This window comes from Pseudomonas sp. PB3P13 (genome assembly GCF_054897735.1).
Map to the genome: position 1 here is coordinate 380,144 of NZ_CM142702.1, position 23,049 is coordinate 403,192.

A 23,049-nucleotide genomic window follows, 5' to 3' on the forward strand; every position below is an offset into this window, starting at 1 on the left:
GTCAGGACTCCTGATCGTGCCGATTGACCCGCTCTTCCAGCTTGTTCTGCAGGTGCGAGAGCACCGTGGCCAGAATCCAGTAGATCAGCGCGGCGGCAAGGTACATGGTGAAAATTTCGAAAGTGCGAGCGGTGATCAGTTGCGCTTGGCGGAACAGTTCCGGCACCTGGATGGTGGCAGCCAGCGCTGTGTCCTTGACCAGCGAAATGAAGCTGTTGCCCAGCGGCGGCAGGGCTGTGCGCATCGCTTGCGGCAGAATCGCCCGGCGCAAGGTTTGTGCCCGGGTCATGCCGATGCTTGCCGCCGCTTCCCACTGGCCACGCTCGATTGAGCTGATCGCTGCACGCAGGATTTCGCAGGCGTAGGCCGCCATGTTCAGCGAGAAGCCAATCAGGGCGGCGGGCAATGGATCAAGTTCGATGCCCAGTTGCGGCAAGCCGTAATAGATCACGAAGAGTTGCACCAGCAACGGCGTGCCGCGGAAAAACGACACGTAGATGCGCGCAATCCAGCTCACCAGTTTGAAGCGCGACAGGCGCATCAACGCCAGGCCGAAGCCCATCAGCAGCCCGAAGAACATACCGCCCAGGCTGAGGACTACCGTGTAATACGCGCCCTTCAACAGGAAGGGCGCGGAATCCATTACGAGTTGGAAAGCCTCTTCCATTATTGAGTGACGTCAGCGCTGAAGTATTTTTCCGAAAGCTTTTTCAACGTACCGTCGGCACGCAGCTTGTCGATGGCCTTGTTCACTTCTGCCAGCAGTTCAGGCTCGCCTTTGCGCAGGGTCACACCGGCTTCCTGACGAGAGAACGCTTCGCCGGCAGCGGTGGTGTCCTTGGCCTTTCTGGCGTATTCCAGCGCGGCGAGACGATCGATCAGGATGGCGTCGATGCGGCCAACACGCAGGTCCTGGAATTTGGTCGGATCATCTTCATAAGTGCGGATGTCAGCGCTTGGCACGTTGGCTTTGAGCCACTGCTCGTAGTTGGTGCCCAGGCCCACGCCGACTTTTTTGCCACCCAGGTCGGCGGCGGTCTTGATGCTGTCCTTATTCTTGGTCAGAACCAGCGTCTGAATGCCGGAGACGGTGTACGGCGTGGAGAAGTCATACTTCTTCTTGCGCTCCTCAGAGATGGTCACCTGGTTGACCACCGCGTCCAGACGTTTGGATTCCAGCGCCGGGAGGATGCCGTCCCATTTGGTCGGTTGCAGTTTGACCTTCACGCCCAGCTCTTTGGCCAGGGCTTCGGAAAACTCCACCTCGAAGCCGGACAGTTTGCCGTCGGCATCGACGAAACTGAACGGCGGGTAAGTGCCTTCCAGGCCGACGTTGATCACGCCAGCGTCCTTGATTTTCTGCAGCTGCTCACCGGCAATCGCTTGCCCCCACAGGCCGGCGCTGAGTGCCAGCCCCAGCGAACCCACCAGCAGATTTCGACGTAGTGCGGAGAAATTCATGACAAGCCCCTGTGTTTTCTTATGAAGACGTTTTTAGGAAATTTGGCAAAAACAGGATATGGACGACTGCGATATCCTGCCTTAAAAGCAGCGTATGCGTCTCGCGGCAAATTCGCTTGCGGCGCGACTATAGAGTGCGGCTTTTAGATAGGAAAATACTAAATATTGTTTTTGTTATTCTCTTATCGAATATGTAGTTCGCACGAGACCACAGGCTATCGCCTACAGGAAATCCTTGTACGCGAACAACGCCGGCGCCCCACCGGTATGCAGAAAGATAATCGGGCCTTCATCGAAGCGCCCACGCCCAATCCCGTCCAGCAAGCCGGCCATGGCCTTGCCGGTGTAAACCGGGTCCAGGAGCAAGCCCTCCTGAGTCGCCATCAACTTCACCGCCGCCAGCGTACCGGCGTTCGGCTCGCCATAACGCGGGCCAAAGTATTCGTCCCACAATTGCACCTTGAAACTCTCCGGCAGGTTCACGCCGAGCAAGTCAGCGGTGCGTTCCGCCAGCCCCTGCACCTTCGGCCGCTGGTCTTCATCGCTACGGGAAACCGTCACGCCGATCACAGGCAGATCTGGCAGTGCTTCGCTCAAGGCCAGCGCCAATCCGCTGTGAGTACCGGCGCTGCCAGAGGCGAGCACGATGGCGGCGAATGTCAGGCCGGTGTCCTTGATCTGCTCGGCCAGCTCCAGGCCCGCGCGGACATAACCCAGCGCGCCGAGCGCGTTGGAACCACCGATAGGAACGAGATAGGGCTTCTTGCCGCTGTTGCGCAGCCGGGCGGCCAGAGCTTGCAGTTGATCGTCGGCGTTATCGAGGTTTTCCACGAACTCGACTTTGGCGTCAAACAAGTCCAGCAGCAGCCGATTGCCGTTACCGATGTAATTGGCATCGTCCGTGCCTATCGGATTTTCCAGCAACGCGACGCAACCAAGACCCAGGCGTGCTGCCAGAGCGGCAGTCTGGCGCACGTGATTGGATTGCAGCGCGCCGGCGGTGATCAGCGTATCGGCGCCCTGTGCAAGGGCATCCGCGCCCAGGTATTCGAGCTTGCGCAGTTTGTTGCCGCCCATTGCCAGGGGCGTCAGGTCGTCGCGTTTGACGTACACATCCCGGCCCAGCCATGTGGAGAGGCGCTCGAGTTTTTCCAGCGCAGTAGGGTGGGTAAGCAGATGCAGGCGGTCGAAGCGGTCGAGCTGTTGTTTGATCATGGGATCCGTACTGGCGCAGGGTGATGCAGGACTATAAGCACGCCTATCTGACGGGGCAACCGCGCCATCCACTTATAGCCAAAGGTGCTGAGCACAGCACAATCGGTTCTTAATTCGCCGTCAAGACCTTGCCGTAAAGTAATTGCCGTCAGCGCGGTCAGGCAGTCCGGCCGCCCCAGAGGAGTTTCAATCGTGAGCGAGCGTTCCAGCCATTGGCAATTGCAGACCATCGTCAGCCGGTTGCGCAGCGCGCGCGATCAGTGGCGTGCGCAGAACGGCCGGGTCAGCGGCGAGCAGGGTGGCCGCGAGTTGCCGTCCCGGGCAGCGATGGCGGAGATTCTCGATTCGTTGTGTGGCGCGCTGTTCCCGATGCGCCTGGGGCCGGTGAACCTACGCGAGGAGAGCGAGGATTTTTACGTAGGCCATACGCTGGACGTTGCGCTGAATGCCTTGCTCGCTCAGGCACGCCTCGAATTGCGTTACGCCGCTCGCCACAGTCTCGCGGCCGACACCGAAGTTGAAGCGCGTACCCTACAGATCATTCAGGATTTCGCACTTGCCTTGCCCGGCCTGCGCAGCTTGCTGGATACCGACGTGCTGGCGGCCTATCACGGCGATCCGGCGGCCCGCAGCGTAGATGAAGTGCTGCTGTGCTATCCGGGAATTCTGGCGGTGATCCACCATCGTCTCGCCCATCATTTGTACCGGGCCGGGCTGCCGTTGCTGGCGCGGATCAGCGCGGAGATCGCCCATTCGGCGACGGGCATCGACATTCATCCCGGTGCGCAGATCGGGCGCAGTTTCTTTATCGATCACGGGACGGGCGTGGTGATCGGCGAGACTGCGATCATCGGCGAGCGCGTGCGGATCTATCAGGCCGTGACGCTCGGCGCCAAACGCTTCCCGGCGGATGAAGACGGACAGTTGCAGAAGGGCCATCCGCGGCATCCGATTGTCGAGGACGACGTGGTGATTTATGCCGGTGCGACGATTCTGGGGCGGATCACCATTGGCAAGGGTTCGACGATTGGCGGCAACGTCTGGCTGACCCGCAGCGTGCCGGCGGGGTGTAACCTGACGCAGGCGAATTTGCAGCACGATGACGGGATGCAGAAGTAAGCTGCGCAATCTTTAGTGTCCTCGCTGGCGCCATCGTCGGAGTGCCGCCCAGAGCAGCCACGCTCCCACACTGGTTCGGTGTCGAGCCGAAAATTTTTGAACGCTACAAATCCTGTGGGAACGTGGCTTGCCCGCGATGGTTTCAAGCAGGATTGAAATACTGGCATTCAGCTGAATTCCCTCTGAACGAATCCCGCAAATCGCCCCTCATACCCTTCCTTGAGCTAGCGTACATAGCGTACCGCCGAGCCTTGCGATTAGTCCCTGGCGGCCTATTCGTGTTTAACTTGAACACTCATTCAAGTTAAACCACTGGTTTGCTGCCCGTTCAAGACAGGAGGCTTGCCCTTGCCGAGTCCGTTACCGATAGCCCCGTTTCACCCCCGCGAGGTGCCCGTTTCATGAGTACTTCGTCTCTTCCTCCAAGCGGCCAGGTCCGCATGAATCCGCCGGTGTTCTACTTCGCCGCGACGTTCATTCTGCTGTTCGGCATTGTCGTCATTGCCGTGCCGGAACAGGCCGGCGCCTGGCTTCTTGAAGCGCAAAACTGGGCGGCGAACACGGTCGGCTGGTACTACATGCTCGCGATGACGCTGTATCTGGTCTTCGTGGTGGTCACCGCCTTGTCCGGCTACGGCAAGATCAAGCTCGGTGCCGACCACGACGAGCCCGAATTCAGTTACCTGTCCTGGGCCGGCATGCTCTTCGCGGCCGGCATCAGCATCACGCTGTTCTTCTTTTGTGTCTCCGAACCGCTGACCCACCTGTCGCAACCTCCGCAGGGTGAGGCCGGTACTGCCGATGCTGCGCGTCAGGCCATGCAAATTCTGTTTCTGCACTGGGGCCTGCATGGCTGGGGCGTGTTCGCTTTTGTCGGCATGGCGCTGGCCTATTTCGCCTATCGCCACAACTTGCCGCTGGCCCTGCGTTCGGCGCTTTACCCGCTGATCGGCAAGCGCATCAACGGCCCGATCGGTTACGCCGTGGACGGCTTCGGCATCATTGCCACGGTGTTCGGCCTCGGCGCGGACATGGGTTTTGGTGTGTTGCACCTTAATTCCGGTCTGGACTATTTGTTCGGCATCGCTCACACCCAGTGGATTCAAGTCGGTCTGATCACGCTGATGATGGGCGCGGCGATCATCGTCGCGGTGTCCGGCGTCGATAAAGGTGTGCGGGTGATGTCCGACATCAACATGCTGCTGGCCTGTGCGCTGCTGCTGTTCGTGTTGTTCGCCGGCCCGACGCAGCACCTGCTGAACACCTTGATCCAGAACATCGGCGACTACCTCGGCGCGTTGCCGATGAAAAGCTTCGACCTCTACGCCTACGACAAACCGAGCGACTGGCTGGGCGGCTGGACCGTGTTCTATTGGGCGTGGTGGATCGCATGGTCGCCGTTTGTGGGCCTGTTCATCGCGCGGATTTCCCGCGGTCGGACGATCCGCGAATTCGTCTTCGGCGTGCTGTTGATTCCACTCGGTTTCACCCTGGCGTGGATGTCGATCTTCGGCAACAGCGCCATCGATCAAGTGCTCAACCACGGCATGAGCGCGCTCGGCATGTCGGCCATCGAAAACCCGTCGATGACGCTCTACCTGCTGCTGGAAACCTACCCGTGGAGCAAAACCGTGATTGCGGTCACGGTGTTTATCAGCTTCGTGTTCTTCGTCACCTCGGCCGACTCCGGCACCGTGGTGTTGTCGACCCTGTCGGCCAAGGGCGGCAACCCGGATGAAGACGGGCCGAAATGGCTGCGGGTGTTCTGGGGCGCGATGACCGCGCTGATCACCAGTGCGCTGCTGTTCTCCGGCAGCATCGATGCGCTGAAATCGGCGGTGGTGCTGACGTCGCTGCCGTTCTCGATGATTCTGCTGCTGATGATGTGGGGTCTGCACAAGGCGTTCCATCTGGAATCGCAGAAGCAGATCGCGCAGATGCATTCGCTGGCGCCGGTCTCAGGTTCGCGGCGCGGTGGCTGGCGTCAGCGCTTGAGTCAGGCTGTGCACTTCCCGTCTCGTGACGAGGTGTACCGCTTCCTCGAGACCACGGTGCGCCCGGCGATCGAAGAGGTGACGGCGGTGTTCGTCGAGAAGGGTTTGAATGTGGTCACTCAGCCTGATCCGTCGAATGACAGCGTCAGCCTGGAAATCGGCCATGGCGAACAGCATCCGTTCATCTATCAAGTGCAGATGCGTGGCTACTTCACGCCGTCGTTCGCCCGTGGCGGCATGGGTTCCAAGCAACTCAACAACCGCCGTTACCACCGCGCGGAAGTGCATTTGAGCGAGGGCAGTCAGGACTACGACCTGGTGGGCTACACCAAGGAACAGGTCATCAACGACATCCTCGATCAGTACGAACGCCACATGCAGTTCCTGCATCTGGTGCGTTGACCGCAAAACCGGTGGCGCTCAGGCTTCGCTGCTCATCACCATGAACAGCACCAGTGCCGCCACCGGAATGCCGAACACCACACTGCCGACCACCAGTTCCGTTGTCACGGATTGGCCGGCAGTGACCACGCCGATTGCGCCATTAATCATTGTCAGTGCCAGCCACAGGATGATGAAACTGTAGGTCAGCGTGTGGCGGCTGAAACCGATTTTCTCGCCGATGAACAGCATCAGCGCCAGGAGAATCAGGCCGAAGGTGATGATGATGGTGGTGTGCATGATGGGTTCCCCCTTTAGAAATCTGTTGCGCTTGAATCCTTAGGGATTGACGCTGATCAGGTCCTCAATACCAATGCGCTTTCATATCGAGCATAGGCCTCACTGCACGCTACGTCGGCCGATGTGCCGGCCCAGAAAGCAGGCGACGATGTACTGCCACGGCGGTAACCAACGTGAACATCCATTTCGATTGCGCGTTGCGGGTCGCGCCTTGAGCTGCCTGGTTCATGGTCATCACTCCTTTAAATGTTGGGTAAGGCGTCTTAAACCAGCCCGCCGTTGACGCGCAGAATCTGGCCGTTTACCCACGCCGAATCAGGGCCGACGAGGAAGGAAACAACGCGCGAAATGTCTTGCGGCTGCGCAAGACGCTCCAGTGGCGGCATCTTGGCGAACGTCTGGATCTGCTCTTCACTCTTGCCGTGCAGGAACAAGTCGGTGGCCACCGGCCCCGGTGCGACGGCATTGACCGTGATGTTGCGACCGCGCATTTCCTTGGCGAACACCTGAGTCAGGGATTCCACGGCCGCTTTGCTGGCGATGTACACCGCGTAGCCGGGCAGGTTCATGCCAACGGTGCTGCTGGAAAAATTGATGATTCGACCGCCGCTGTTCAGGCGTGTCGCCGCTTCGCGCAGGGTGTTGAAGGTGCCACGCGCATGGATGTTGAAGGTCTGTTCGAACAGCTCGTCGGTGTGCTGTGCCAGCGGCATCACTTCGAGGATGCCGGCGTTGTTGACCAACACATCGACCTTGCCCAGTTGTGCTTCGGTTTCTTCGAACATCCGGCGTACGTCGTCGGCATTGGACACGTCAGCCTTGATCGCTATGGCTTGATGCCCGGCCTGACGCAGTTCTACAACCAGCTTCGAGGCTTCGGTGGCGCTGCTGGCGTAGTTGATGGCGACAGCGAAACCTTCGCTGGCCAGTTGTCTGGCGATGACGGCGCCGATGCCGCGGGAGGCGCCGGTCACGATGGCAACGTTGGAGATTTGAGTCGTCATGGCGGTGATTCCTTTTAAGGTGTTTGTTGGGGGTGATGTCAGATTCACATGTTTACTGCGGCGGATAAATGCTCGAAAGTTGACTTGACTGTTCAATAATCGCCAACAATCCAAACCTGTGGAGTACGCCGTGGATCAAGTCAAAGCGATGAAAGCGTTCGTGCGCATCTACGAGCGCAGCAGCTTCACCCTCGCCGCCGAAGACCTGAATCTGCCGCGTGCGACCCTCACTCATACGCTGAATCAATTCGAAGCCTGGCTGGGCACACGTTTGCTCGAGCGCAGTACGCGCAAAGTGCGACCGACTCTGGACGGTGAGGCGTATTACTTGCGGTGTGTGCAACTGCTGGCGGAGTTGGAAGAGGCCGAAGTGGCCTTTCGCGGCTGCGCCCCCAAAGGCCGGCTACGGGTCGACCTGCACGGCACGTTGGCAAAAAGTTTTGTGATACCGGCGTTGCCGCTGTTCATGGCGCGCTACCCGCAGATCGAATTGTCGATCAGCGAGTCCGATCGCTTTGTCGACCTGATTGCCGAAGGCGTCGATTGCGTGCTGCGCGCCGGCACGTTGAGCGACTCGGCACTGATCGGCAAACGCGTGGCCAGTCTGCGCCAGATCACCTGCGCCAGCCCGGCTTACCTGCGCAAATTCGGCGAACCGAAGACCCTCGAAGACCTGAAGCATCATCGCGCGGTGAACTATGTCTCGCGCACCACCGCCAAATTGTTTCCGTTTGAATTCATGGTCGACGGCGAGCTGAGGGAAGTCGCCATCGACAGCGCGTTGTCAGTGTTTGGCGCAGAAATTTACGCCGCCTCAGCCATCGCCGGACTGGGCCTGATCCAGTGCCCGCATTACCGGATGGAAACCAGGATTGCCCAGGGCCTGGTGCAGGAAGTCCTCATGGACACACCGCCCCCGTCCATGCCGGTTTCCGTGCTCTATCCGCATAACCGACACATGTCGCCACGGGTTCGGGTGTTTGTGGATTGGTTGGCGGAGGTGTTTGCGGGGGCCGGTTGAGATCAAAAGATCGCAGCCTTCAGCAGCCCCTGCCGGGCTCGGAGGCGCCAGAGGGCCGCCAAAGGTGAAATCTGTGAAACGTTTCAGCTTTTTATAGAGTCCGAAGTTTATCGGCGTTTGTCTGGGCGTATGCTGGGCAACTCGCGAAGCAGTCGATACCAGGTTCAAGACAAACAAGAGAGGATTCGATGACCTACACCGCTGACGAAAACCGCTACGACTCCATCCCTTACCGCCGCGTCGGTCGCAGCGGTCTGGTGCTGCCGGCACTGTCCCTGGGCCTGTGGCACAACTTCGGCGACAGCACGCCTATCGACACTCAGCGCGCGCTGCTGCGCACCGCTTTCGATCTGGGCATCAACCATTTCGACCTGGCCAACAACTACGGCCCGCCATACGGCAGCGCCGAAATCAATTTTGGCCGATTGCTGCGCGAAGATTTCAAGCAGTACCGCGACGAACTGATCATCTCCAGCAAGGCCGGTTGGGACATGTGGCCCGGCCCTTACGGACAGGGCGGCGGCTCGCGTAAATACGTGCTGGCCAGCCTCGACCAGAGCCTGCAGCGTCTGGGCCTGGACTATGTCGATATTTTCTACTCGCACCGCTTTGACCCCGACACGCCACTGGAAGAAACCGCCAGCGCCCTGGCTACCGCTGTGCAGCAGGGCAAGGCGTTGTACATCGGCATCTCGTCCTATTCGGGCGTTAAAACCCGGGAAATGGCAGCGCTGCTGAAAGAGTGGAAAGTGCCGCTGCTGATTCACCAGCCGGCGTACAACCTGCTCAATCGTTGGGTCGAAAAGGATTTGCTCGATACCACCGATGAGCTCGGCACCGGCGTCATTGCCTTCACGCCACTGGCTCAGGGTTTGTTGACCGATAAATACCTGAACGGCATTCCGAAGGATGCGCGGGTCAATCGTCCGGGGGGTGGTTCGTTGCAGGCTGCGCATTTGTCCGATGCCAATATTGAACATGTCCGGGCGCTGAACGAAATCGCCAAGCGGCGCGGGCAAAGCCTGGCGCAATTGGCGCTGGCGTGGACGCTGCGTGACCCGCGCGTGACCTCGGCGCTGATCGGCGCGAGCCGGCCTGAGCAGATTATCGAGAACGTCGGCGCGTTGAAAAATCTGAGCTTCAGCGCAGAAGAACTGGCGGAGATTGACCGGTTTGCGCAGGAAGGCGGGATTAATTTGTGGGAGAAACCGTCGACTGCGGAATAAGTGTACGGCGCCGGAATATCTGGCGCCTGTTATGCCGCCTTCGCGAGCAAGCCCGGCCAATGACGGTATCAAGGTTTACCTGAAAAACGGCACATCCCCCAACACCGTCGCGCGCTGCATTACCCGACGCGCCGGCCGGTAATCGTCCACGGCGTAATGCTGGGTCACGCGGTTATCCCAGAACGCCACATCGTCCTTCTGCCAGCGCCAGCGGATGGTGAATTCCGGCCGGGTGGCGTGGGCGAACAAAAACTTCAAGACCGTTTCGCTTTCGGTTTCCGACAACTCATTGATCCTCGACGTGAAACCTTCGCTGACAAACAGCGATCGCCGTCCGCTCACCGGGTGCGTGCGAATCACCGGGTGCGACAACGGGGGATTTCTGCGGCGTGCTTCTTCCCACTGGGCCAGCGCTTCCGGCGTGTTGCCATAGCGCTCCAGCGGAAACGAAAGAGTGAAATCGTGTGTAGCCGTCAGCCCCTCCAGCAAGGTTTTCATCGGTGCCGACAACGCTTCGTACGCCGCGATGCCGCTGGCCCACAACGTGTCGCCGCCAAACTCCGGCAGCAATTTCGCGCTGAGCACTGCGCCCATCGCCGGGGTCGGCAGAAACGTAACATCGGTGTGCCAGATCGCGTTGTCGCGCACGTCGGTGACGGCGGTGTCGAGGATCAGCACTTGCGGTTGCTCCGGCACATTCGGGTAGATCGGATGAATGTGCAAATCGCCGAAGTGGGCGGCGAAACGGGCTTGTTGCTGTGGGGTAATCGGCTGGTCGCGAAAGAACAGCACTTGATGCTTGAGCAGCGCCTGCTCGATGGCGTCGCGTTGCTTCAGGCTCAGCGACTGGCTGATGTCGATGCCGCTGATTTGGGCGCCCAGCGCGTAGCCGAGCGGGACGATGGTCGGATTGCTCATGGTCGTTCTCTTCATCCGGGTGCCGAACTGTCGGCATGGTCAATGACAAACCGTTAATGCGCCTGGCCATGCCACGGCACGAGTCTGCGCTGCAGGGCACGCAGGCCCATTTCCATGGCGAAGGCAATCAGCGCGATCACCAGAATCCCCAGCACCACCACATCGGTGACCAGAAACTGTGCGGCCGACTGCACCATGAAGCCCAAACCGCTGGTGGCCGCGATCAGTTCGGCGGCGACCAGCGTCGACCAGCCGACGCCCAGACCAATGCGCACGCCGGTCAAGATATCCGGCAACGCACTCGGCAAAATCACATGGCGAATCAACTGCGCCCGCGTTGCGCCCAACGACTGCGCGGCGCGCAATTTGGCCGGGTCGACGGTGCGCACCCCCGTTGCGGTGGCGATGGCAATCGGGGCGAATATCGCCAGGTAGATCAGCAGCACTTTCGACAACTCACCGATGCCGCACCAGATCACGATGAGCGGCAGATAGGCCAGCGGCGGAATAGGGCGGTAGAACTCGATCAGCGGATCGAGCACGCCACGGGCGATGCGATTGGCACCGATGGCGATGCCCACGGGCACGGCGGTCAACACGGCAAAGCCCAATCCAAGGCCGATGCGGCCGAGGCTCGCGCCCAAGTGCTGCCACAAGGTTGAATCCATGTAGCCGCTGGTCGCCAGCAGCCAGCCTTTTTGCAGCACGGCAGACGGTGGCGGCAGGAACAAGGGTTCGATCGTGCCGGTAGCGGTGACCGCCCACCACAAGGCAATCAGCGCGAGCAGCGTCAGCACGCTGATCCAGCGAGTGCTCAAGCTGCGACGCACCGGCATCACTGTCGAGCCGTGTTGCGCGGTTACCGCGGGAATTTGATAGCTGCTCATGCGCGCTCCTGCTGCGTGGCAGCGCTGCGTTGGGAGAACACTTTGGCGAGCACGTGTTCGCGGGTTTCGATGAAGCGCGGATCGGACTTGATCGCCCGTGCGGACTCGCCGGCCGCATAACGCTGACCGAAATCCAGGCTCAGGCGCTCGACAATTTTCCCCGGATTCGGCGCCAACAGAATCAGGTCCGTGGCGAGGAATACTGCTTCTTCGATGTCGTGGGTAATCAGGAACACCGGTTTGGCGGTGCGCTGCCAGACTTGCAGAAGCAACTCCTGCATCTGTTCGCGAGTGAATGCATCGAGTGCGCCGAAGGGCTCATCCATGAGCAACACGCGCGGGTCGGCAGCCAGCGCACGGGCGAGGCCGACACGCTGTTTCTGACCACCCGACAGTTGCCAGATGCGCCGCTGTTCGAAACCGGACAGGTCGACCAGCGCGAGCATTTCCCGGGCGCGCACTTCGCGTTGCTCCCGCGGCACGCCGGCCAGTTCCAGCCCGAAAGCGACGTTGGCCAGCACGTCTTGCCACGGCAACAAGGCATCGTCCTGAAACACCACGCCGCGCTCGGCACTCGGGCCTTTGACCGGCACCCCATCCAGGGTGATACGCCCGGCGCTGGGCTCGACGAAGCCGGCGATCAGGTTCAACAGCGAAGTCTTGCCACTGCCGGATGGGCCGAGCGCAACCAGCAATTGCTGCGGCCCGAGGGTGAGGGAAATGTCCGCCAGTACCGGTTCCGGACTGCCGGGGTACTGTGCGCTGATGCGCTCCAGCTGTAGCAACGCCATCGCAATTCGCTCCCGATCAGTGAGTGATGAACTTGGCGCTGACGAAGGGCGCGTAGTCCGGCAGCACGGCCTCGACCTTGCCTTGTTCCTTGAGAAACACCGCCGTATCGGTGATGGCCTTGGTGGTCGGCGCACCGAGGGTGCTCACCTGATCAGCCGCCAGCGGGTAGACGTTGCCTTGCAGCAGCAGCGGTATATCGCTGGCCTTGGCGCCGGACAACTTCACCAGCTTGTCGACGTTGGATTGATTGGCAAGCCAGGCATGCGGGTCTTTGCGGTAATCGGCGTAGGCGTCCAGGGTGACTTTGGCGAACGCGGTGACGATTTGCGGATGTTTCTCGGCGAAATCCTTGCGCACTATCCAGGCATCGAACGTCGGCGCGCCGAATTTGGCCAGTTCGCCGGAAGTGATCAGCACTTTGCCGTTTTCCTTGGCCACACCGAGCGCCGGGTCCCAGACGTAGGTGGCGTCGATGTCACCACGTTTCCACGCGGCGATAATCGCCGGTGGCGCAAGATTGAGCACGGTCACTTTCGACGGGTCGATGTTCCAGTGCTTCAGCGCGGCGAGCAGGCTGTAATGCCCTGTGGAGACGAAGGGCACCGCGATTTTCTTGCCGATCAGGTCCTGTGGAGTCTTGATCCCGGAACCATCGCGGGCAACGAGTGCTTCGGCCGCGCCGATCTGGGTGGCGATGAGGAAAGTTTCAACCGGGACTTTGCGAGTGATGGCGGCGGTGAGCGGGCTGGAACCGAGGTAGCCGATCTGCACGTCGCCGGAGGCGATTGCGGCAATGATGTCGGCACCGTTATCGAATTTGCGCCAGTCGATTTTGGCGTTAGTGGCTTTTTCGTAAGTGCCGTCAGCCTGGGCGACTTTCGCGGGATCCACAGTGGTCTGGTACGCGACGGTGACATCGGCTGCCTGAGCGAAGAAACTCGCCGCAGCCAACGAAGCGGCCGCCAGGAGGCGAAGAGGGAAGTGCAGTTTCATGGGAAAGAGCTCCTAGTCAGGCAACCGATGATCGGTGTGAAAGGAGACTAAATGATCTAAGAATACGAAAATAAATAACTTTTTCGAATTAGCTTATGAGTGGAAAATTCTTGGGCAGGGTAGTTGTAAAGCGCTTTTGTGGCGAGGGGATAAATCCCCTCGCCACAGAAAACCCTGTAATAAAGGGGATTGCAGTTAATTACTAATCGCCAGAATACTCGCCTGATAAGACCCGACGAACACATCGAAATCGCCGACCTCGTTGCGCTCCAGCTCCACCTGCTCAACCAGCGACGAACGCGCCCGCTCTTCAAAGGTGGCCTGTTCCTGCGCGCTCAACGGCTCGCTGCGGAAGAATTCTGCATGCGCCTGGCTCTGGCGTAGCGAGAACTGGCTGAAGCTCTCCTTGTGTTCCGCCATCGCTGCCAATACCCGAGCAGAAGGTGTCAGTGAAGGGTCTTTGACCTTGTCCAACTGTGCGTCCAGTGCCTGGCTATGATTCTCGCCGCCATGGCTCTGATCCAGCAACGCTGCGAGCGGGGCAATGTGCTCCAGCAGTTGCGCTGCCCACTCTTTCAATTCGACCGCTTGACCGTCGCGCTGCAGTTGCAATCCCGGACGGCGCCCTTCCTTGACCACGGTAAGGAAGTTGGAGGTCGCGTTGCTGCAGGAATTGTTGGTCAGCAGCGGGCTGTCGTTCAACGCGCAATACAACAGGAATGCGTCGAGGAATCGCGACTCGGTGAGGTCGATGCCCATCGGCAGGAACGGGTTGATGTCCAGGCAACGCACTTCGACGTACTGAATGCCCCGGGCCGCCAATGCCTGAATCGGCCGCTCGCCGGTGTAGGTCACGCGCTTGGGACGAATATTGGAGTAGTACTCGTTTTCGATCTGCAGGATGTTGGTGTTGAGCTGAACCCACTCACCGTCCTGATGTGTACCGATTTCAACATACGGCGCGTACGGTGTCGCCACGGCTTTGCGCAGACTGTCGGTGTAGCTGGTCAGATCGTTGTAGCACGGAGTCAAGCCGGCCTGGGCGTTGCTCTGGTAACCCAGATCGCTCATGCGCAGGCTGGTCGCATAGGGTAAATACAACGTGTCCGGGTCCAGTTGTTCCAACTGGTGCGAACGGCCGCGCAGGAAACCGGCGTCCAGCGCAGGGGAGGCACCGAACAGGTACATCAGCAACCAGCTGTAGCGACGGAAATTGCGGATCATCGCGATGTAGGCCGACGACTGATAATCGCGGTCGGTGCCGACGAAGCCTTCGGACGCCTTGAGGAGCGGCCAGAGTTTTTCCGGCAGGGAAAAGTTGTAGTGAATCCCGGCGATGCACTGCATGGTCTTGCCGTACCGCAAGGCCAAGCCCTTGCGATACACATACTTGAGCTGACCGATGTTGGAAGTGCCGTAATACGCGATCGGGATGTCTTCCTCGGCCGGCAACGGGCACGGCATCGATGGACTCCACAGGTACTCGGTGCCGAGCTTGCTGTAGGCAAAGCGGTGAATCCTGTCCAGGCTCGCCAGCGTGTCCGCCGGGTCGGGCAGGGCAGGCGTGATGAACTCCAGCAGCGACTCCGAATAGTCAGTGGTGATCTGTTCGTTGGTCAGCGCGGAACCCAATTCTTCCGGGTGCGGCGTTTGCGCCAGGCGACCTTCGCCGGTTACGCGCAGGCATTCACGTTCGATCCCGTGAAGACACTGCTCGAGCAGAGAGAGGTTAGCGCGCTCGCCGAGCAGAGCCAGGCGGCGGTTGAGAAGTTCGCTCAAGTTGGATTCCTTCACGCGTCAGTCGCCCCAATATGGGGGTGGGCAAGACGGTCTACAAGGGTGAAGTTAAAACTGGCGTTTTCGCCTGGTTTTCGGGCCGTTCCGACCAATGTCAGTCAGCCAAGTCGCCACAATCCCTGTGGGATTGACCTGTGGCGAGGGGGCTTGCCCCCGTTGGGTTGCGAAGCAGCCCCAAAATCCCTGAATTTCCGGGATCTTGTGAGTGCTGCGCACTCAAACGGGGGCAGGCCCCCTCGCCACAGAACTTCCAACAAGGAACTTCGGCGCTGCGGTCATAGCGCCGAAATTAACTCAAATCGGTGACATCTCGCTACAGGACAGCGAACGTGCCTTGCGCTTTAGCGACAAGTTTTTCGCCCTGCATCACTTCGGCTTCGACCACCAGCGTGCGCCGACCCGGGTGAATCACCCGCGCCGTGCACATCACATCGCCCTCGGAAACGGCGCGAATATAGTTGATCTTGCATTCGATGGTCGCACTCTGTTGATCAAAGCCGTGGGAGCTGGAACAAGCCAGCCCCATGGCGATGTCCACCAGACTGAACAAGGCCCCACCGTGCAGCTTGCTGCCCCGATTGCGCAACTCGGGCGCCAACGCCAGGGCGACTTGCGCCACCCCGGTGTCGAGGCCGTGCAAGCGGCAACCGAGCAGCTTGAAATAAGCGCTTTCGGTCAGGTCGGCCGGGATGTCCATCAGCGTTTCTTCAACTGCTTGGCGTTGGCGAACAGCGAGGCCATTGGATTGTTGGCCGGCGCCGCCGTGGCGGTGTCCTTGCGCGGTGCGCTGTTCTGCGACTGGCGTGGCGCCGAGCCCGGACGCGCGCCGCGAGCCCCGTCGATTTTCTCGCCCGGCGTGTCACTCATGCGCATCGACAGGCCAACGCGTTTACGCGGGATGTCGACTTCCATGACCTTCACTTTCACCACATCACCGGCCTTCACCGCTTCACGCGGGTCCTTGATGAACTTCTCCGAAAGCGCAGAGATGTGCACCAAACCGTCCTGATGCACGCCGATATCGACGAACGCGCCGAAGTTCGTCACGTTGGTCACCACGCCTTCCAGGATCATTCCCGGTTGCAGGTCCTTGAGCTCTTCGACCCCTTCCTGAAATTCGGCAGTCTTGAATTCAGGACGCGGATCGCGACCCGGTTTTTCCAGCTCTTGCAGAATGTCGGTGACCGTCGGCAGGCCGAAGGTTTCGTCGGTGTATTTCTTCGGATCGAGGCGCTTGAGGAACGCGGCGTCGCCGATGAGAGAACGAATGTCCCGATCGGTTTCAGCGGCAATACGTTGCACCAACGGGTAGGCTTCCGGGTGAACTGCCGACGAATCCAGAGGGTTGTCGCCATTCATGACGCGCAGAAACCCGGCGGCCTGTTCGAAGGTTTTTTCGCCCAGACGAGCGACTTTTTTCAACGCTGCACGGGTTTTGAACGCGCCGTGTTCGTCGCGGTGGCTGACGATGTTTTGCGCCAGCGTCGCGTTGAGGCCGGAGATGCGCGCCAGCAGCGCAACCGATGCGGTGTTCACGTCGACACCGACGGCGTTCACGCAGTCCTCGACTACAGCGTCGAGACCGCGCGCCAGTTTCAGCTGCGACACGTCGTGCTGGTACTGACCGACACCGATGGATTTCGGATCGATTTTCACCAGCTCCGCAAGCGGATCCTGCAAGCGCCGGGCAATCGACACCGCGCCACGAATCGACACGTCAAGGTCCGGAAATTCTTTGGAGGCCAGTTCCGAGGCCGAGTAAACCGATGCGCCGGCCTCCGAGACCATGACTTTGGTCAACTTCATGGCCGGGTATTTCTTGATCAGTTCAGCGGCGAGCTTGTCGGTTTCACGGCTGGCCGTGCCGTTGCCGATGGCGATCAGGTCCACGGCGTGCTTGGCGCACAGGGCGGCCAGAATCGCGAGCGTCTGGTCCCACTTGTTGTGCGGCACGTGCGGGTAAACCGTGGCGTGATCGAGCAATTTGCCGGTGGAGTCGACCACGGCGACCTTGCAACCGGTGCGCAGGCCCGGGTCGAGGCCCAGCGTGGCGCGCGGCCCGGCCGGCGCCGACAGCAACAGGTCGTGCAGGTTATGCGCGAATACATTGATCGCCTCGGTTTCCGCGCCATCGCGCAGTTCGCCGAGCAGGTCGGTTTCAAGGTGCGTGTAAAGCTTGACCTTCCAGGTCCAGCGCACCACTTCGCCCAGCCATTTGTCCGCGGCGCGGTTCTGGTTCTGGATGCCGAACTGCTGGCCAATCATGCCTTCGCACGGGTGCATGGTGCCGGGCAGCTCATCGCCGACTTTCAGCGCGGAGCTGAGAATGCCTTCGTTACGGCCACGGAAAATTGCCAGCGCGCGGTGCGAAGGCATGCTTTTCAGCGGTTCGTCGTGTTCGAAATAATCGCGGAACTTGGCGCCTTCCTCTTCCTTGCCGGCGATAACGCGGGCACTCAGAGTGGCTTCCTGCTTCAGGTAGCTGCGCAGTTTGTCGAGCAGGCTGGCATCTTCCGCGAAACGCTCCATGAGGATGTATTTGGCGCCTTCGAGGGCAGCCTTCACATCGGCCACGCCTTTTTCGGCGTTGATGAAGCGCGCGGCTTCGGTGTCCGGGCTCAGGGTCGGGTCGTTGAACAAACTGTCCGCCAAATCGCCGAGGCCGGCTTCCAGGGCGATCTGGCCTTTGGTGCGGCGCTTCTGTTTGTACGGCAGGTACAAGTCTTCGAGGCGGGTCTTGGTGTCGGCGAGCTTGATGTCGCGCTCCAGTTGCGGGGTCAGCTTGCCTTGCTCATCAATGCTGGCAAGGATGCTGATGCGCCGTTCGTCGAGTTCTCGCAGGTAGCGCAGACGCTCTTCCAGATGACGCAGCTGGATGTCATCGAGGCTGCCGGTCACTTCTTTCCGGTAACGGGCGATGAAGGGAACGGTAGAGCCTTCATCGAGTAGCGCGACGGCCGCTTCGACCTGTTGTGGGCGTACGCCGAGTTCCTCGGCGATGCGGCTGTTGATGCTGTCCATAAAACCACCTGACAAATTGTGAAAGCAGGCTCGCAGGCACGGGAATAAAGGCGCGGCGAGTCTGGTTGAGCGGCCTGGCCAGCGCCGCTACCTGGATCAACAGGCATCCCGTTGACCCGTGAAATCGAACATTTACTGCCGCCGCCATGAAAATAAAAAGCGGCGGCCGCGGCAGAAATCAGACGTTGCCTGACACAAAAGGCCGCGCATTATAACCAGCGTTCTATCATTCGGGGGGGCATCGCAGGCTGTAGGTACAATGCCCGGAATTCTGGCGGTGAAGGAAAAATCTGCTAACAATGCACACGGTGCGTATAACGGCAGCTACGCCATAATGCGCGCCGAGATCAAAGGAGCATCCAATGAGCAGCACTGCAAACATTGCTGAAGGCGAAAAAATTCTTATTGTTGACGACGATCCAGGGCTCAGCAGCCTGCTGGAACGCTTTTTCGTCAGCAAGGGCTATCGCGCTCGCGCGGTACCGAACACCGAACAGATGGACCGCTTGCTGGCGCGAGAAGTGTTCAATCTGGTCGTCCTCGACCTGATGCTGCCTGGCGAAGACGGTCTGACCGCTTGCCGCCGTCTGCGCACCGCGAACAACCAGATTCCTATCATCATGCTTACCGCCAAGGGTGATGAGCTGAGCCGGATCAAGGGCCTGGAACTGGGCGCCGACGATTACCTGGCCAAGCCGTTCAACCCCGACGAGTTGATGGCACGCGTCAAAGCGGTCTTGCGTCGTCAATCGGCTCCAGTGCCGGGCGCCCCAGGCAGCGAAGACGAAAGCGTGACCTTCGGTGACTACGAGCTGTCCCTGGCCACCCGCGAACTCAAGCGCGGCGACGAAGTGCACATGCTTACCACCGGCGAGTTCGCCGTGCTCAAGGCATTGGTCATGAATGCGCGTCAGCCGTTGACCCGCGACAAACTGATGAACCTGGCCCGTGGTCGTGAGTGGGACGCCCTGGAGCGCTCCATCGACGTGCAGATTTCCCGTCTGCGCCGGATGATCGAACCTGATCCATCCAAGCCACGCTACATCCAGACTGTCTGGGGCGTGGGCTACGTGTTCGTCCCGGATGGCGCCGCCACCAAGTGATCGGCGATTTGTAGGAGCGGGTGGGCGGACTTCGATGTCCGCAGACTCGCGATCCGCAATGTGCGAGCATCGCTCGCTCCTGCAAGTGTGTAGCGGTTATTCATGAAAACCCCCGTTTGGTTCCCCCAGAGTTTTTTCTCCCGCACCCTGTGGCTGGTGCTCATCGTCGTCCTGTTCTCCAAGGCGTTGACCCTGGTTTATCTGCTGATGAACGAAGATGTGCTGGTGGACCGCCAATACAGCCACGGCGTCGCCCTGACGCTGCGCGCGTATTGGGCCGCAGATGAAAACAACCGCGACAAGATTGCCGAAGCGGCGACGTTGATTCGGGTGGTGGGCGCAGGGGTGCCGGCGGGCGAGCAGCACTGGCCCTACAGCGAAATCTATCAACGGCAGATGCAGGCCGAACTGGGCGCCGACACCGAGGTGCGGTTGCGCATGCATTCACCGCCAGCGCTTTGGGTCCGGGCGCCCAGCCTGGGCGATGGCTGGCTGAAGGTGCCGCTGTATCCGCATCCTCTGCGTGGCCAGAAAATCTGGAACGTGCTCGGCTGGTTTCTTGCCATCGGTTTGTTGTCGACCGCCTCGGCCTGGATCTTCGTCAGTCAACTCAACCAACCTTTGAAGCGTCTGGTTTATGCCGCCAGGCAGCTGGGGCAGGGCCGCAGCGTGCGCCTGCCGATCAGCGACACGCCCAGTGAAATGACCGAGGTGTATCGCGCCTTCAACCAGATGGCCGAAGACGTCGAGCAGGCCGGCCGTGAGCGCGAGCTGATGCTGGCCGGGGTATCTCACGATCTGCGCACGCCGCTCACGCGGTTGCGCCTGTCTCTGGAGCTGATGGGCGACCACAGTGATCTGTCGGACGACATGGTTCGTGACATCGAGGACATGGACGCGATTCTCGACCAGTTCCTGGCGTTCATTCGCGATGGTCGGGACGAGTCCGTGGAAGAGGTCGATCTGACCGAGCTGGTGCGAGAAGTGGCTGCGCCGTATAACCAGAATGAACAGAAAGTGCAGTTGCGGCTCGAGCCGATTCAGCCATTTCCGCTGCGCCGGGTGTCGATGAAGCGGCTGCTGAATAACCTGATCGGCAACGCCTTGAATCACGCCGGTAGCGGGGTGGAAGTGGCGGCGTATGTGTCCGGCGATGTCAACGCGCCGTATGTAGTGCTGAGTGTCATGGATCGCGGGGCGGGGATCGATCCGTCGGAACTTGAGGCTATTTTCAATCCATTTACCCGGGGTGATCGTGCTCGCGGTGGCAAGGGGACCGGGCTGGGCCTGGCGATCGTCAAGAGAATCGCTTCGATGCATGGCGGCAATGTCGAACTGCGCAACCGCGCCGGCGGCGGGCTGGAAGCGCGGGTGCGGTTGCCGCTTGGTTTGATGCTGCCTAGAGACGCGGTATAAAAGCAGCTTCAAGCTTCAAGCTTCAAGCTTCAAGCTTCAAGCAAAAGCGGCGTTTGCTTCTGCTTTGACTTGCAGCTTGCAGCTTGCAGCTTGCAACTTATAGCTGCCTTTACCCCTTCCCTTTGGTCCGGGTCATGTTCGGCCCGCCATTTTTCTCGAGATGCTCAATAATAATCCCCGCTACATTCTTTCCGGTGGTGGTCTCGATACCCTCCAGTCCCGGCGACGAATTCACTTCCATCACCAGCGGTCCGTGATTGGAGCGCAAGATATCCACACCCGCCACGGCCAACCCCATCACCTTGGCGGCGCGCAACGCCGTCATCCGCTCTTCGGGCGTGATTTTTATCAGGCTCGCACTCCCGCCGCGATGCAGATTGGACCGAAATTCCCCCGGTTTGGCCTGACGTTTCATCGCCGCGATCACTTTGTCGCCGACCACAAAACAGCGAATATCAGCGCCGCCCGCTTCCTTGATGTATTCCTGAACCATGATGTTTTGCTTGAGGCCCATGAATGCCTCGATCACCGACTCTGCCGCCGTGGCGGTTTCACACAGCACCACGCCGATGCCCTGCGTACCTTCGAGTACTTTGATCACCAGCGGCGCGCCGTTGACCATGGCGATCAAGTCGGGAATGTCGTCGGGGGAGTGCGCAAAACCTGTCACCGGCAAACCAATCCCGCGACGCGAGAGCAATTGCAGCGAACGTAATTTGTCCCGGGAGCGGGCGATGGCCACCGACTCGTTCAGCGGAAACACCCCCATCATTTCAAACTGGCGCAGCACTGCGCAGCCATAAAATGTCACCGACGCACCGATCCGCGGGATCACCGCATCGAAGCCTTCCAGCGGTTTGCCGCGGTAGTGAATCTGCGGCTTGTGGCTGGCGATGTTCATATAGGCGCGCAGGGTGTCGATCACCACCATTTCATGTCCACGCTCGGTACCGGCTTCGACCAGACGCCGGGTGGAATACAGACGCGGATTGCGCGACAGCACAGCGATCTTCATGCAACACCTGTGGAGGAGGTAGATACCGGGAACACCGGCTTGTCTTGTACGTATTTGATCCCCGGATTGACCACTAACTGTCCGTCGATCAGGGCTTTGGAGCCGAGTAACAGGCGATATCGCATGGACTTGCGGCAGGCGAGGGTGAACTCTACCCGCCAAACCCGATCACCGAGGGCCAGGGTGGTGCTGACCACGTAACGCATCTGCGCGTGGCCGTTGGAGCTTTTGATGGTTTTCTTCGTCACCAGCGGCGCTTCACAGCGGCGATGACGCAATTGCACCACCGTGCCCAGATGCGCTGTAAAACGCACCCAGCGTTCACCGTCGCGCTCGAATGGTTCGATGTCGGTGGCATGCAAGCTGGAGGTGCTGGCCCCGGTGTCGATTTTGGCTCGCAGGCCCGCGACTCCCAGATCAGGGAGCGCAATCCACTCGCGCAGACCGACAACGGTCAAATGGTCAAATGTTTTCAATAGGAAAAACCGGCAGTTATCGCGCCCAGGCTTCAGCTTGAACCTGAGCCAACGCTTTGAATGCAGGTTTGGCGAACCAGTAACCCTGCATCAGAAAAATTCCACAGTCAGCCAGGAAATCCCGTTCACCAGCGCTTTCGATGCCTTCGGCGATCACTGTAACGTTCAGCTCCGCACACATTGTGACAATCCCCCGGACGATGACCTGACGGACACGATCACGGTCGATATCGCGTATCAGCGCCATGTCGATCTTGATCAGGTCCGGTTGGAAATCTGCCAGCAGACTGAGCCCCGAGTAGCCCGCCCCAAAGTCGTCGATGGCGGTCTTGAAGCCGAATTCGCGGTATTCACGCAGAATATTAGTCAAATGGCGATAGTTATCCACGTGATCACTTTCGAGGGTTTCGAAAATCAGTCGTTCAATCGGGAAGTCGTGTTTTTTCGCCGCTTCCAATGTGCTGCGGATACACAGCTGCGGACGGTACACGGCGCTGGGCATGAAGTTGATCGACAAGTGTGTCTGCATATTTAAGTTCGCCGCACCTTCAATGGCCCGGATCCGGCAGAGCTGGTCGAAGCGGTATCGGTTTTCTTCCGTGACCTGATCGAGCACTGAGAATGCCCCTTCCCCCGCGGTCCCGCGCACCAGTGCTTCATTGGCAAAAATCGAGCGGTCTCGCAGATCGACGATCGGCTGATAAGCGAAGGCAAAATCAAAGCCCAACGGTTCGCTCTGTTGACACCCTTGGCAACCCGTCTTGGGCGAGGTCAATGAAGACGGAAATACAGTCATTTGATCACTCCATGCCGGTGAGTCGGCTTGATCTCATTCTATCTGGAGGGCGGGATTGTTGCGCCCGACAGAAACGGTAGTACAGTTCCGACTATGGGCTAAAAGAGGAATTCC

Annotated in this window: 21 protein-coding genes; 6 read left to right on the forward strand and 15 right to left on the reverse strand. The window is 59.8% G+C overall.

The genetic code is table 11. The features are described from left to right. Position 1 precedes the first annotated feature (1 nt). From tcyL to ACYZT1_RS01795, 3 genes are all read right to left on the reverse strand, one after another. Positions 2 to 667, reverse strand: a complete 666-nt coding sequence (gene tcyL, locus ACYZT1_RS01785) for a cystine ABC transporter permease (protein ID WP_462017394.1) — start codon at positions 665 to 667, stop codon at positions 2 to 4. Further along, the gene (gene tcyJ, locus ACYZT1_RS01790; RefSeq protein WP_462017395.1) at positions 667 to 1,461 is read right to left on the reverse strand and encodes a cystine ABC transporter substrate-binding protein; all 795 of its coding nucleotides are present in this window, start codon (positions 1,459 to 1,461) and stop codon (positions 667 to 669) included. Before tcyJ ends, tcyL begins: the two co-directional genes overlap by 1 nt. Positions 1,462 to 1,683: 222 nt before the next feature. Then, positions 1,684 to 2,676 carry a D-cysteine desulfhydrase gene (locus ACYZT1_RS01795; RefSeq protein WP_462017396.1) on the reverse strand — a complete coding sequence of 331 codons (993 nt, stop codon included), beginning with the start codon at positions 2,674 to 2,676 and terminating at the stop codon, positions 1,684 to 1,686. A 192-nt stretch (positions 2,677 to 2,868) separates the two neighbouring features. Here ACYZT1_RS01795 and epsC point away from each other — a divergent pair, with 192 nt between their 5' ends. Both epsC and betT read left to right on the forward strand, forming a co-directional pair. Further along, a complete protein-coding gene (epsC, locus tag ACYZT1_RS01800) occupies positions 2,869 to 3,795 on the forward strand; it encodes a serine O-acetyltransferase EpsC (protein WP_462017397.1) in 927 nt (308 codons plus the stop codon). Positions 3,796 to 4,235: 440 nt separating this feature from the next. After that, on the forward strand, positions 4,236 to 6,191 hold the full coding sequence (betT, locus tag ACYZT1_RS01805) for a choline transporter BetT (protein ID WP_462019170.1): 1,956 nt from the start codon (positions 4,236 to 4,238) through the stop codon (positions 6,189 to 6,191). A gap of 18 nt (positions 6,192 to 6,209) precedes the next feature. Here betT and ACYZT1_RS01810 read toward each other — a convergent pair whose 3' ends face one another. Both ACYZT1_RS01810 and ACYZT1_RS01815 read right to left on the reverse strand, forming a co-directional pair. Next, positions 6,210 to 6,470 carry a hypothetical protein gene (locus ACYZT1_RS01810; protein WP_462017398.1) on the reverse strand — a complete coding sequence of 87 codons (261 nt, stop codon included), beginning with the start codon at positions 6,468 to 6,470 and terminating at the stop codon, positions 6,210 to 6,212. 263 nt (positions 6,471 to 6,733) lie between these two features. Next, positions 6,734 to 7,474 carry an SDR family oxidoreductase gene (locus tag ACYZT1_RS01815; protein ID WP_462017399.1) on the reverse strand — a complete coding sequence of 247 codons (741 nt, stop codon included), beginning with the start codon at positions 7,472 to 7,474 and terminating at the stop codon, positions 6,734 to 6,736. Positions 7,475 to 7,604: 130 nt separating this feature from the next. Here ACYZT1_RS01815 and ACYZT1_RS01820 point away from each other — a divergent pair, with 130 nt between their 5' ends. Together ACYZT1_RS01820 and mgrA are read left to right on the forward strand one after the other, a co-directional pair. Continuing rightward, positions 7,605 to 8,495, forward strand: coding sequence for a LysR family transcriptional regulator (locus ACYZT1_RS01820; protein ID WP_462017400.1), 891 nt, complete (start codon positions 7,605 to 7,607; stop codon positions 8,493 to 8,495). A gap of 188 nt (positions 8,496 to 8,683) precedes the next feature. Continuing rightward, complete coding sequence (gene mgrA / locus ACYZT1_RS01825) at positions 8,684 to 9,721, forward strand: L-glyceraldehyde 3-phosphate reductase (protein WP_462017401.1); 1,038 nt, start codon at positions 8,684 to 8,686, stop codon at positions 9,719 to 9,721. Positions 9,722 to 9,796: 75 nt separating this feature from the next. Here the strand turns inward: mgrA and tauD are convergent, their stop codons facing one another. The 7 genes from tauD to ACYZT1_RS01860 all read right to left on the reverse strand — a co-directional run bounded on the left by tauD (position 9,797) and on the right by ACYZT1_RS01860 (position 18,129). Further along, a complete protein-coding gene (tauD, locus tag ACYZT1_RS01830; protein ID WP_462017402.1) occupies positions 9,797 to 10,639 on the reverse strand; it encodes a taurine dioxygenase in 843 nt (280 codons plus the stop codon). A 53-nt stretch (positions 10,640 to 10,692) separates the two neighbouring features. Continuing rightward, positions 10,693 to 11,526 carry a taurine ABC transporter permease TauC gene (tauC, locus tag ACYZT1_RS01835; protein WP_462017403.1) on the reverse strand — a complete coding sequence of 278 codons (834 nt, stop codon included), beginning with the start codon at positions 11,524 to 11,526 and terminating at the stop codon, positions 10,693 to 10,695. Further along, positions 11,523 to 12,317 (reverse strand): taurine ABC transporter ATP-binding subunit, encoded by a 795-nt coding sequence (gene tauB, locus ACYZT1_RS01840; RefSeq protein ID WP_462017404.1) that lies wholly within the window; start codon positions 12,315 to 12,317, stop codon positions 11,523 to 11,525. The genes tauC and tauB overlap by 4 nt, the downstream gene beginning before the upstream one ends. Before the next feature lie 16 nt (positions 12,318 to 12,333). Continuing rightward, the gene (gene tauA, locus ACYZT1_RS01845; protein ID WP_462017405.1) at positions 12,334 to 13,311 is read right to left on the reverse strand and encodes a taurine ABC transporter substrate-binding protein; all 978 of its coding nucleotides are present in this window, start codon (positions 13,309 to 13,311) and stop codon (positions 12,334 to 12,336) included. 195 nt (positions 13,312 to 13,506) lie between these two features. Continuing rightward, positions 13,507 to 15,090 (reverse strand): glutamate--cysteine ligase, encoded by a 1,584-nt coding sequence (gshA, locus tag ACYZT1_RS01850; RefSeq protein ID WP_462017406.1) that lies wholly within the window; start codon positions 15,088 to 15,090, stop codon positions 13,507 to 13,509. A 331-nt stretch (positions 15,091 to 15,421) separates the two neighbouring features. Continuing rightward, complete coding sequence (locus ACYZT1_RS01855; protein WP_462017407.1) at positions 15,422 to 15,805, reverse strand: PaaI family thioesterase; 384 nt, start codon at positions 15,803 to 15,805, stop codon at positions 15,422 to 15,424. Then, the gene (locus ACYZT1_RS01860) at positions 15,805 to 18,129 is read right to left on the reverse strand and encodes a Tex family protein (protein ID WP_462017408.1); all 2,325 of its coding nucleotides are present in this window, start codon (positions 18,127 to 18,129) and stop codon (positions 15,805 to 15,807) included. Before ACYZT1_RS01860 ends, ACYZT1_RS01855 begins: the two co-directional genes overlap by 1 nt. A 362-nt stretch (positions 18,130 to 18,491) precedes the next feature. On the opposite strand from ACYZT1_RS01860, the gene ompR reads away from it, so the two are divergent. Together ompR and ACYZT1_RS01870 are read left to right on the forward strand one after the other, a co-directional pair. Next, positions 18,492 to 19,232 carry an osmolarity response regulator transcription factor OmpR gene (gene ompR, locus ACYZT1_RS01865; protein WP_008149284.1) on the forward strand — a complete coding sequence of 247 codons (741 nt, stop codon included), beginning with the start codon at positions 18,492 to 18,494 and terminating at the stop codon, positions 19,230 to 19,232. A gap of 102 nt (positions 19,233 to 19,334) precedes the next feature. Beyond that, the gene (locus ACYZT1_RS01870) at positions 19,335 to 20,648 is read left to right on the forward strand and encodes an ATP-binding protein (protein WP_462017409.1); all 1,314 of its coding nucleotides are present in this window, start codon (positions 19,335 to 19,337) and stop codon (positions 20,646 to 20,648) included. A 109-nt stretch (positions 20,649 to 20,757) separates the two neighbouring features. Here ACYZT1_RS01870 and rimK read toward each other — a convergent pair whose 3' ends face one another. The 3 genes from rimK to rimA are packed head-to-tail and all read right to left on the reverse strand — an operon-like array spanning position 20,758 to position 22,935. Further along, positions 20,758 to 21,663: a 30S ribosomal protein S6--L-glutamate ligase gene (rimK, locus tag ACYZT1_RS01875; RefSeq protein WP_121731683.1), complete on the reverse strand. Its 906-nt coding sequence runs from the start codon at positions 21,661 to 21,663 to the stop codon at positions 20,758 to 20,760. Beyond that, positions 21,660 to 22,139 carry a retropepsin-like aspartic endopeptidase RimB gene (rimB, locus tag ACYZT1_RS01880; RefSeq protein WP_028621014.1) on the reverse strand — a complete coding sequence of 160 codons (480 nt, stop codon included), beginning with the start codon at positions 22,137 to 22,139 and terminating at the stop codon, positions 21,660 to 21,662. Before rimB ends, rimK begins: the two co-directional genes overlap by 4 nt. Positions 22,140 to 22,155: 16 nt before the next feature. Next, positions 22,156 to 22,935 carry a S6 modification regulatory phosphodiesterase RimA gene (gene rimA / locus ACYZT1_RS01885; RefSeq protein WP_462017410.1) on the reverse strand — a complete coding sequence of 260 codons (780 nt, stop codon included), beginning with the start codon at positions 22,933 to 22,935 and terminating at the stop codon, positions 22,156 to 22,158. Positions 22,936 to 23,049: the final 114 nt, after the last annotated feature.

Coding starts and splice junctions, on each gene's coding strand:
- betT (WP_462019170.1), top strand. CDS start 4,236: ATGAATCCGCCGGTGTTCTACTTCGCCGCGACGTTCATTCTGCTGTTC.
- tcyJ (WP_462017395.1), bottom strand. CDS start 1,461: ATGAATTTCTCCGCACTACGTCGAAATCTGCTGGTGGGTTCGCTGGGG.
- tauC (WP_462017403.1), bottom strand. CDS start 11,526: ATGAGCAGCTATCAAATTCCCGCGGTAACCGCGCAACACGGCTCGACA.
- ACYZT1_RS01860 (WP_462017408.1), bottom strand. CDS start 18,129: ATGGACAGCATCAACAGCCGCATCGCCGAGGAACTCGGCGTACGCCCA.
- ACYZT1_RS01810 (WP_462017398.1), bottom strand. CDS start 6,470: ATGCACACCACCATCATCATCACCTTCGGCCTGATTCTCCTGGCGCTG.
- ACYZT1_RS01870 (WP_462017409.1), top strand. CDS start 19,335: ATGAAAACCCCCGTTTGGTTCCCCCAGAGTTTTTTCTCCCGCACCCTG.
- mgrA (WP_462017401.1), top strand. CDS start 8,684: ATGACCTACACCGCTGACGAAAACCGCTACGACTCCATCCCTTACCGC.
- ACYZT1_RS01855 (WP_462017407.1), bottom strand. CDS start 15,805: ATGGACATCCCGGCCGACCTGACCGAAAGCGCTTATTTCAAGCTGCTC.
- ompR (WP_008149284.1), top strand. CDS start 18,492: ATGAGCAGCACTGCAAACATTGCTGAAGGCGAAAAAATTCTTATTGTT.
- rimK (WP_121731683.1), bottom strand. CDS start 21,663: ATGAAGATCGCTGTGCTGTCGCGCAATCCGCGTCTGTATTCCACCCGG.
- tauA (WP_462017405.1), bottom strand. CDS start 13,311: ATGAAACTGCACTTCCCTCTTCGCCTCCTGGCGGCCGCTTCGTTGGCT.
- ACYZT1_RS01815 (WP_462017399.1), bottom strand. CDS start 7,474: ATGACGACTCAAATCTCCAACGTTGCCATCGTGACCGGCGCCTCCCGC.
- tauD (WP_462017402.1), bottom strand. CDS start 10,639: ATGAGCAATCCGACCATCGTCCCGCTCGGCTACGCGCTGGGCGCCCAA.
- tcyL (WP_462017394.1), bottom strand. CDS start 667: ATGGAAGAGGCTTTCCAACTCGTAATGGATTCCGCGCCCTTCCTGTTG.
- tauB (WP_462017404.1), bottom strand. CDS start 12,317: ATGGCGTTGCTACAGCTGGAGCGCATCAGCGCACAGTACCCCGGCAGT.
- rimA (WP_462017410.1), bottom strand. CDS start 22,935: ATGACTGTATTTCCGTCTTCATTGACCTCGCCCAAGACGGGTTGCCAA.
- ACYZT1_RS01795 (WP_462017396.1), bottom strand. CDS start 2,676: ATGATCAAACAACAGCTCGACCGCTTCGACCGCCTGCATCTGCTTACC.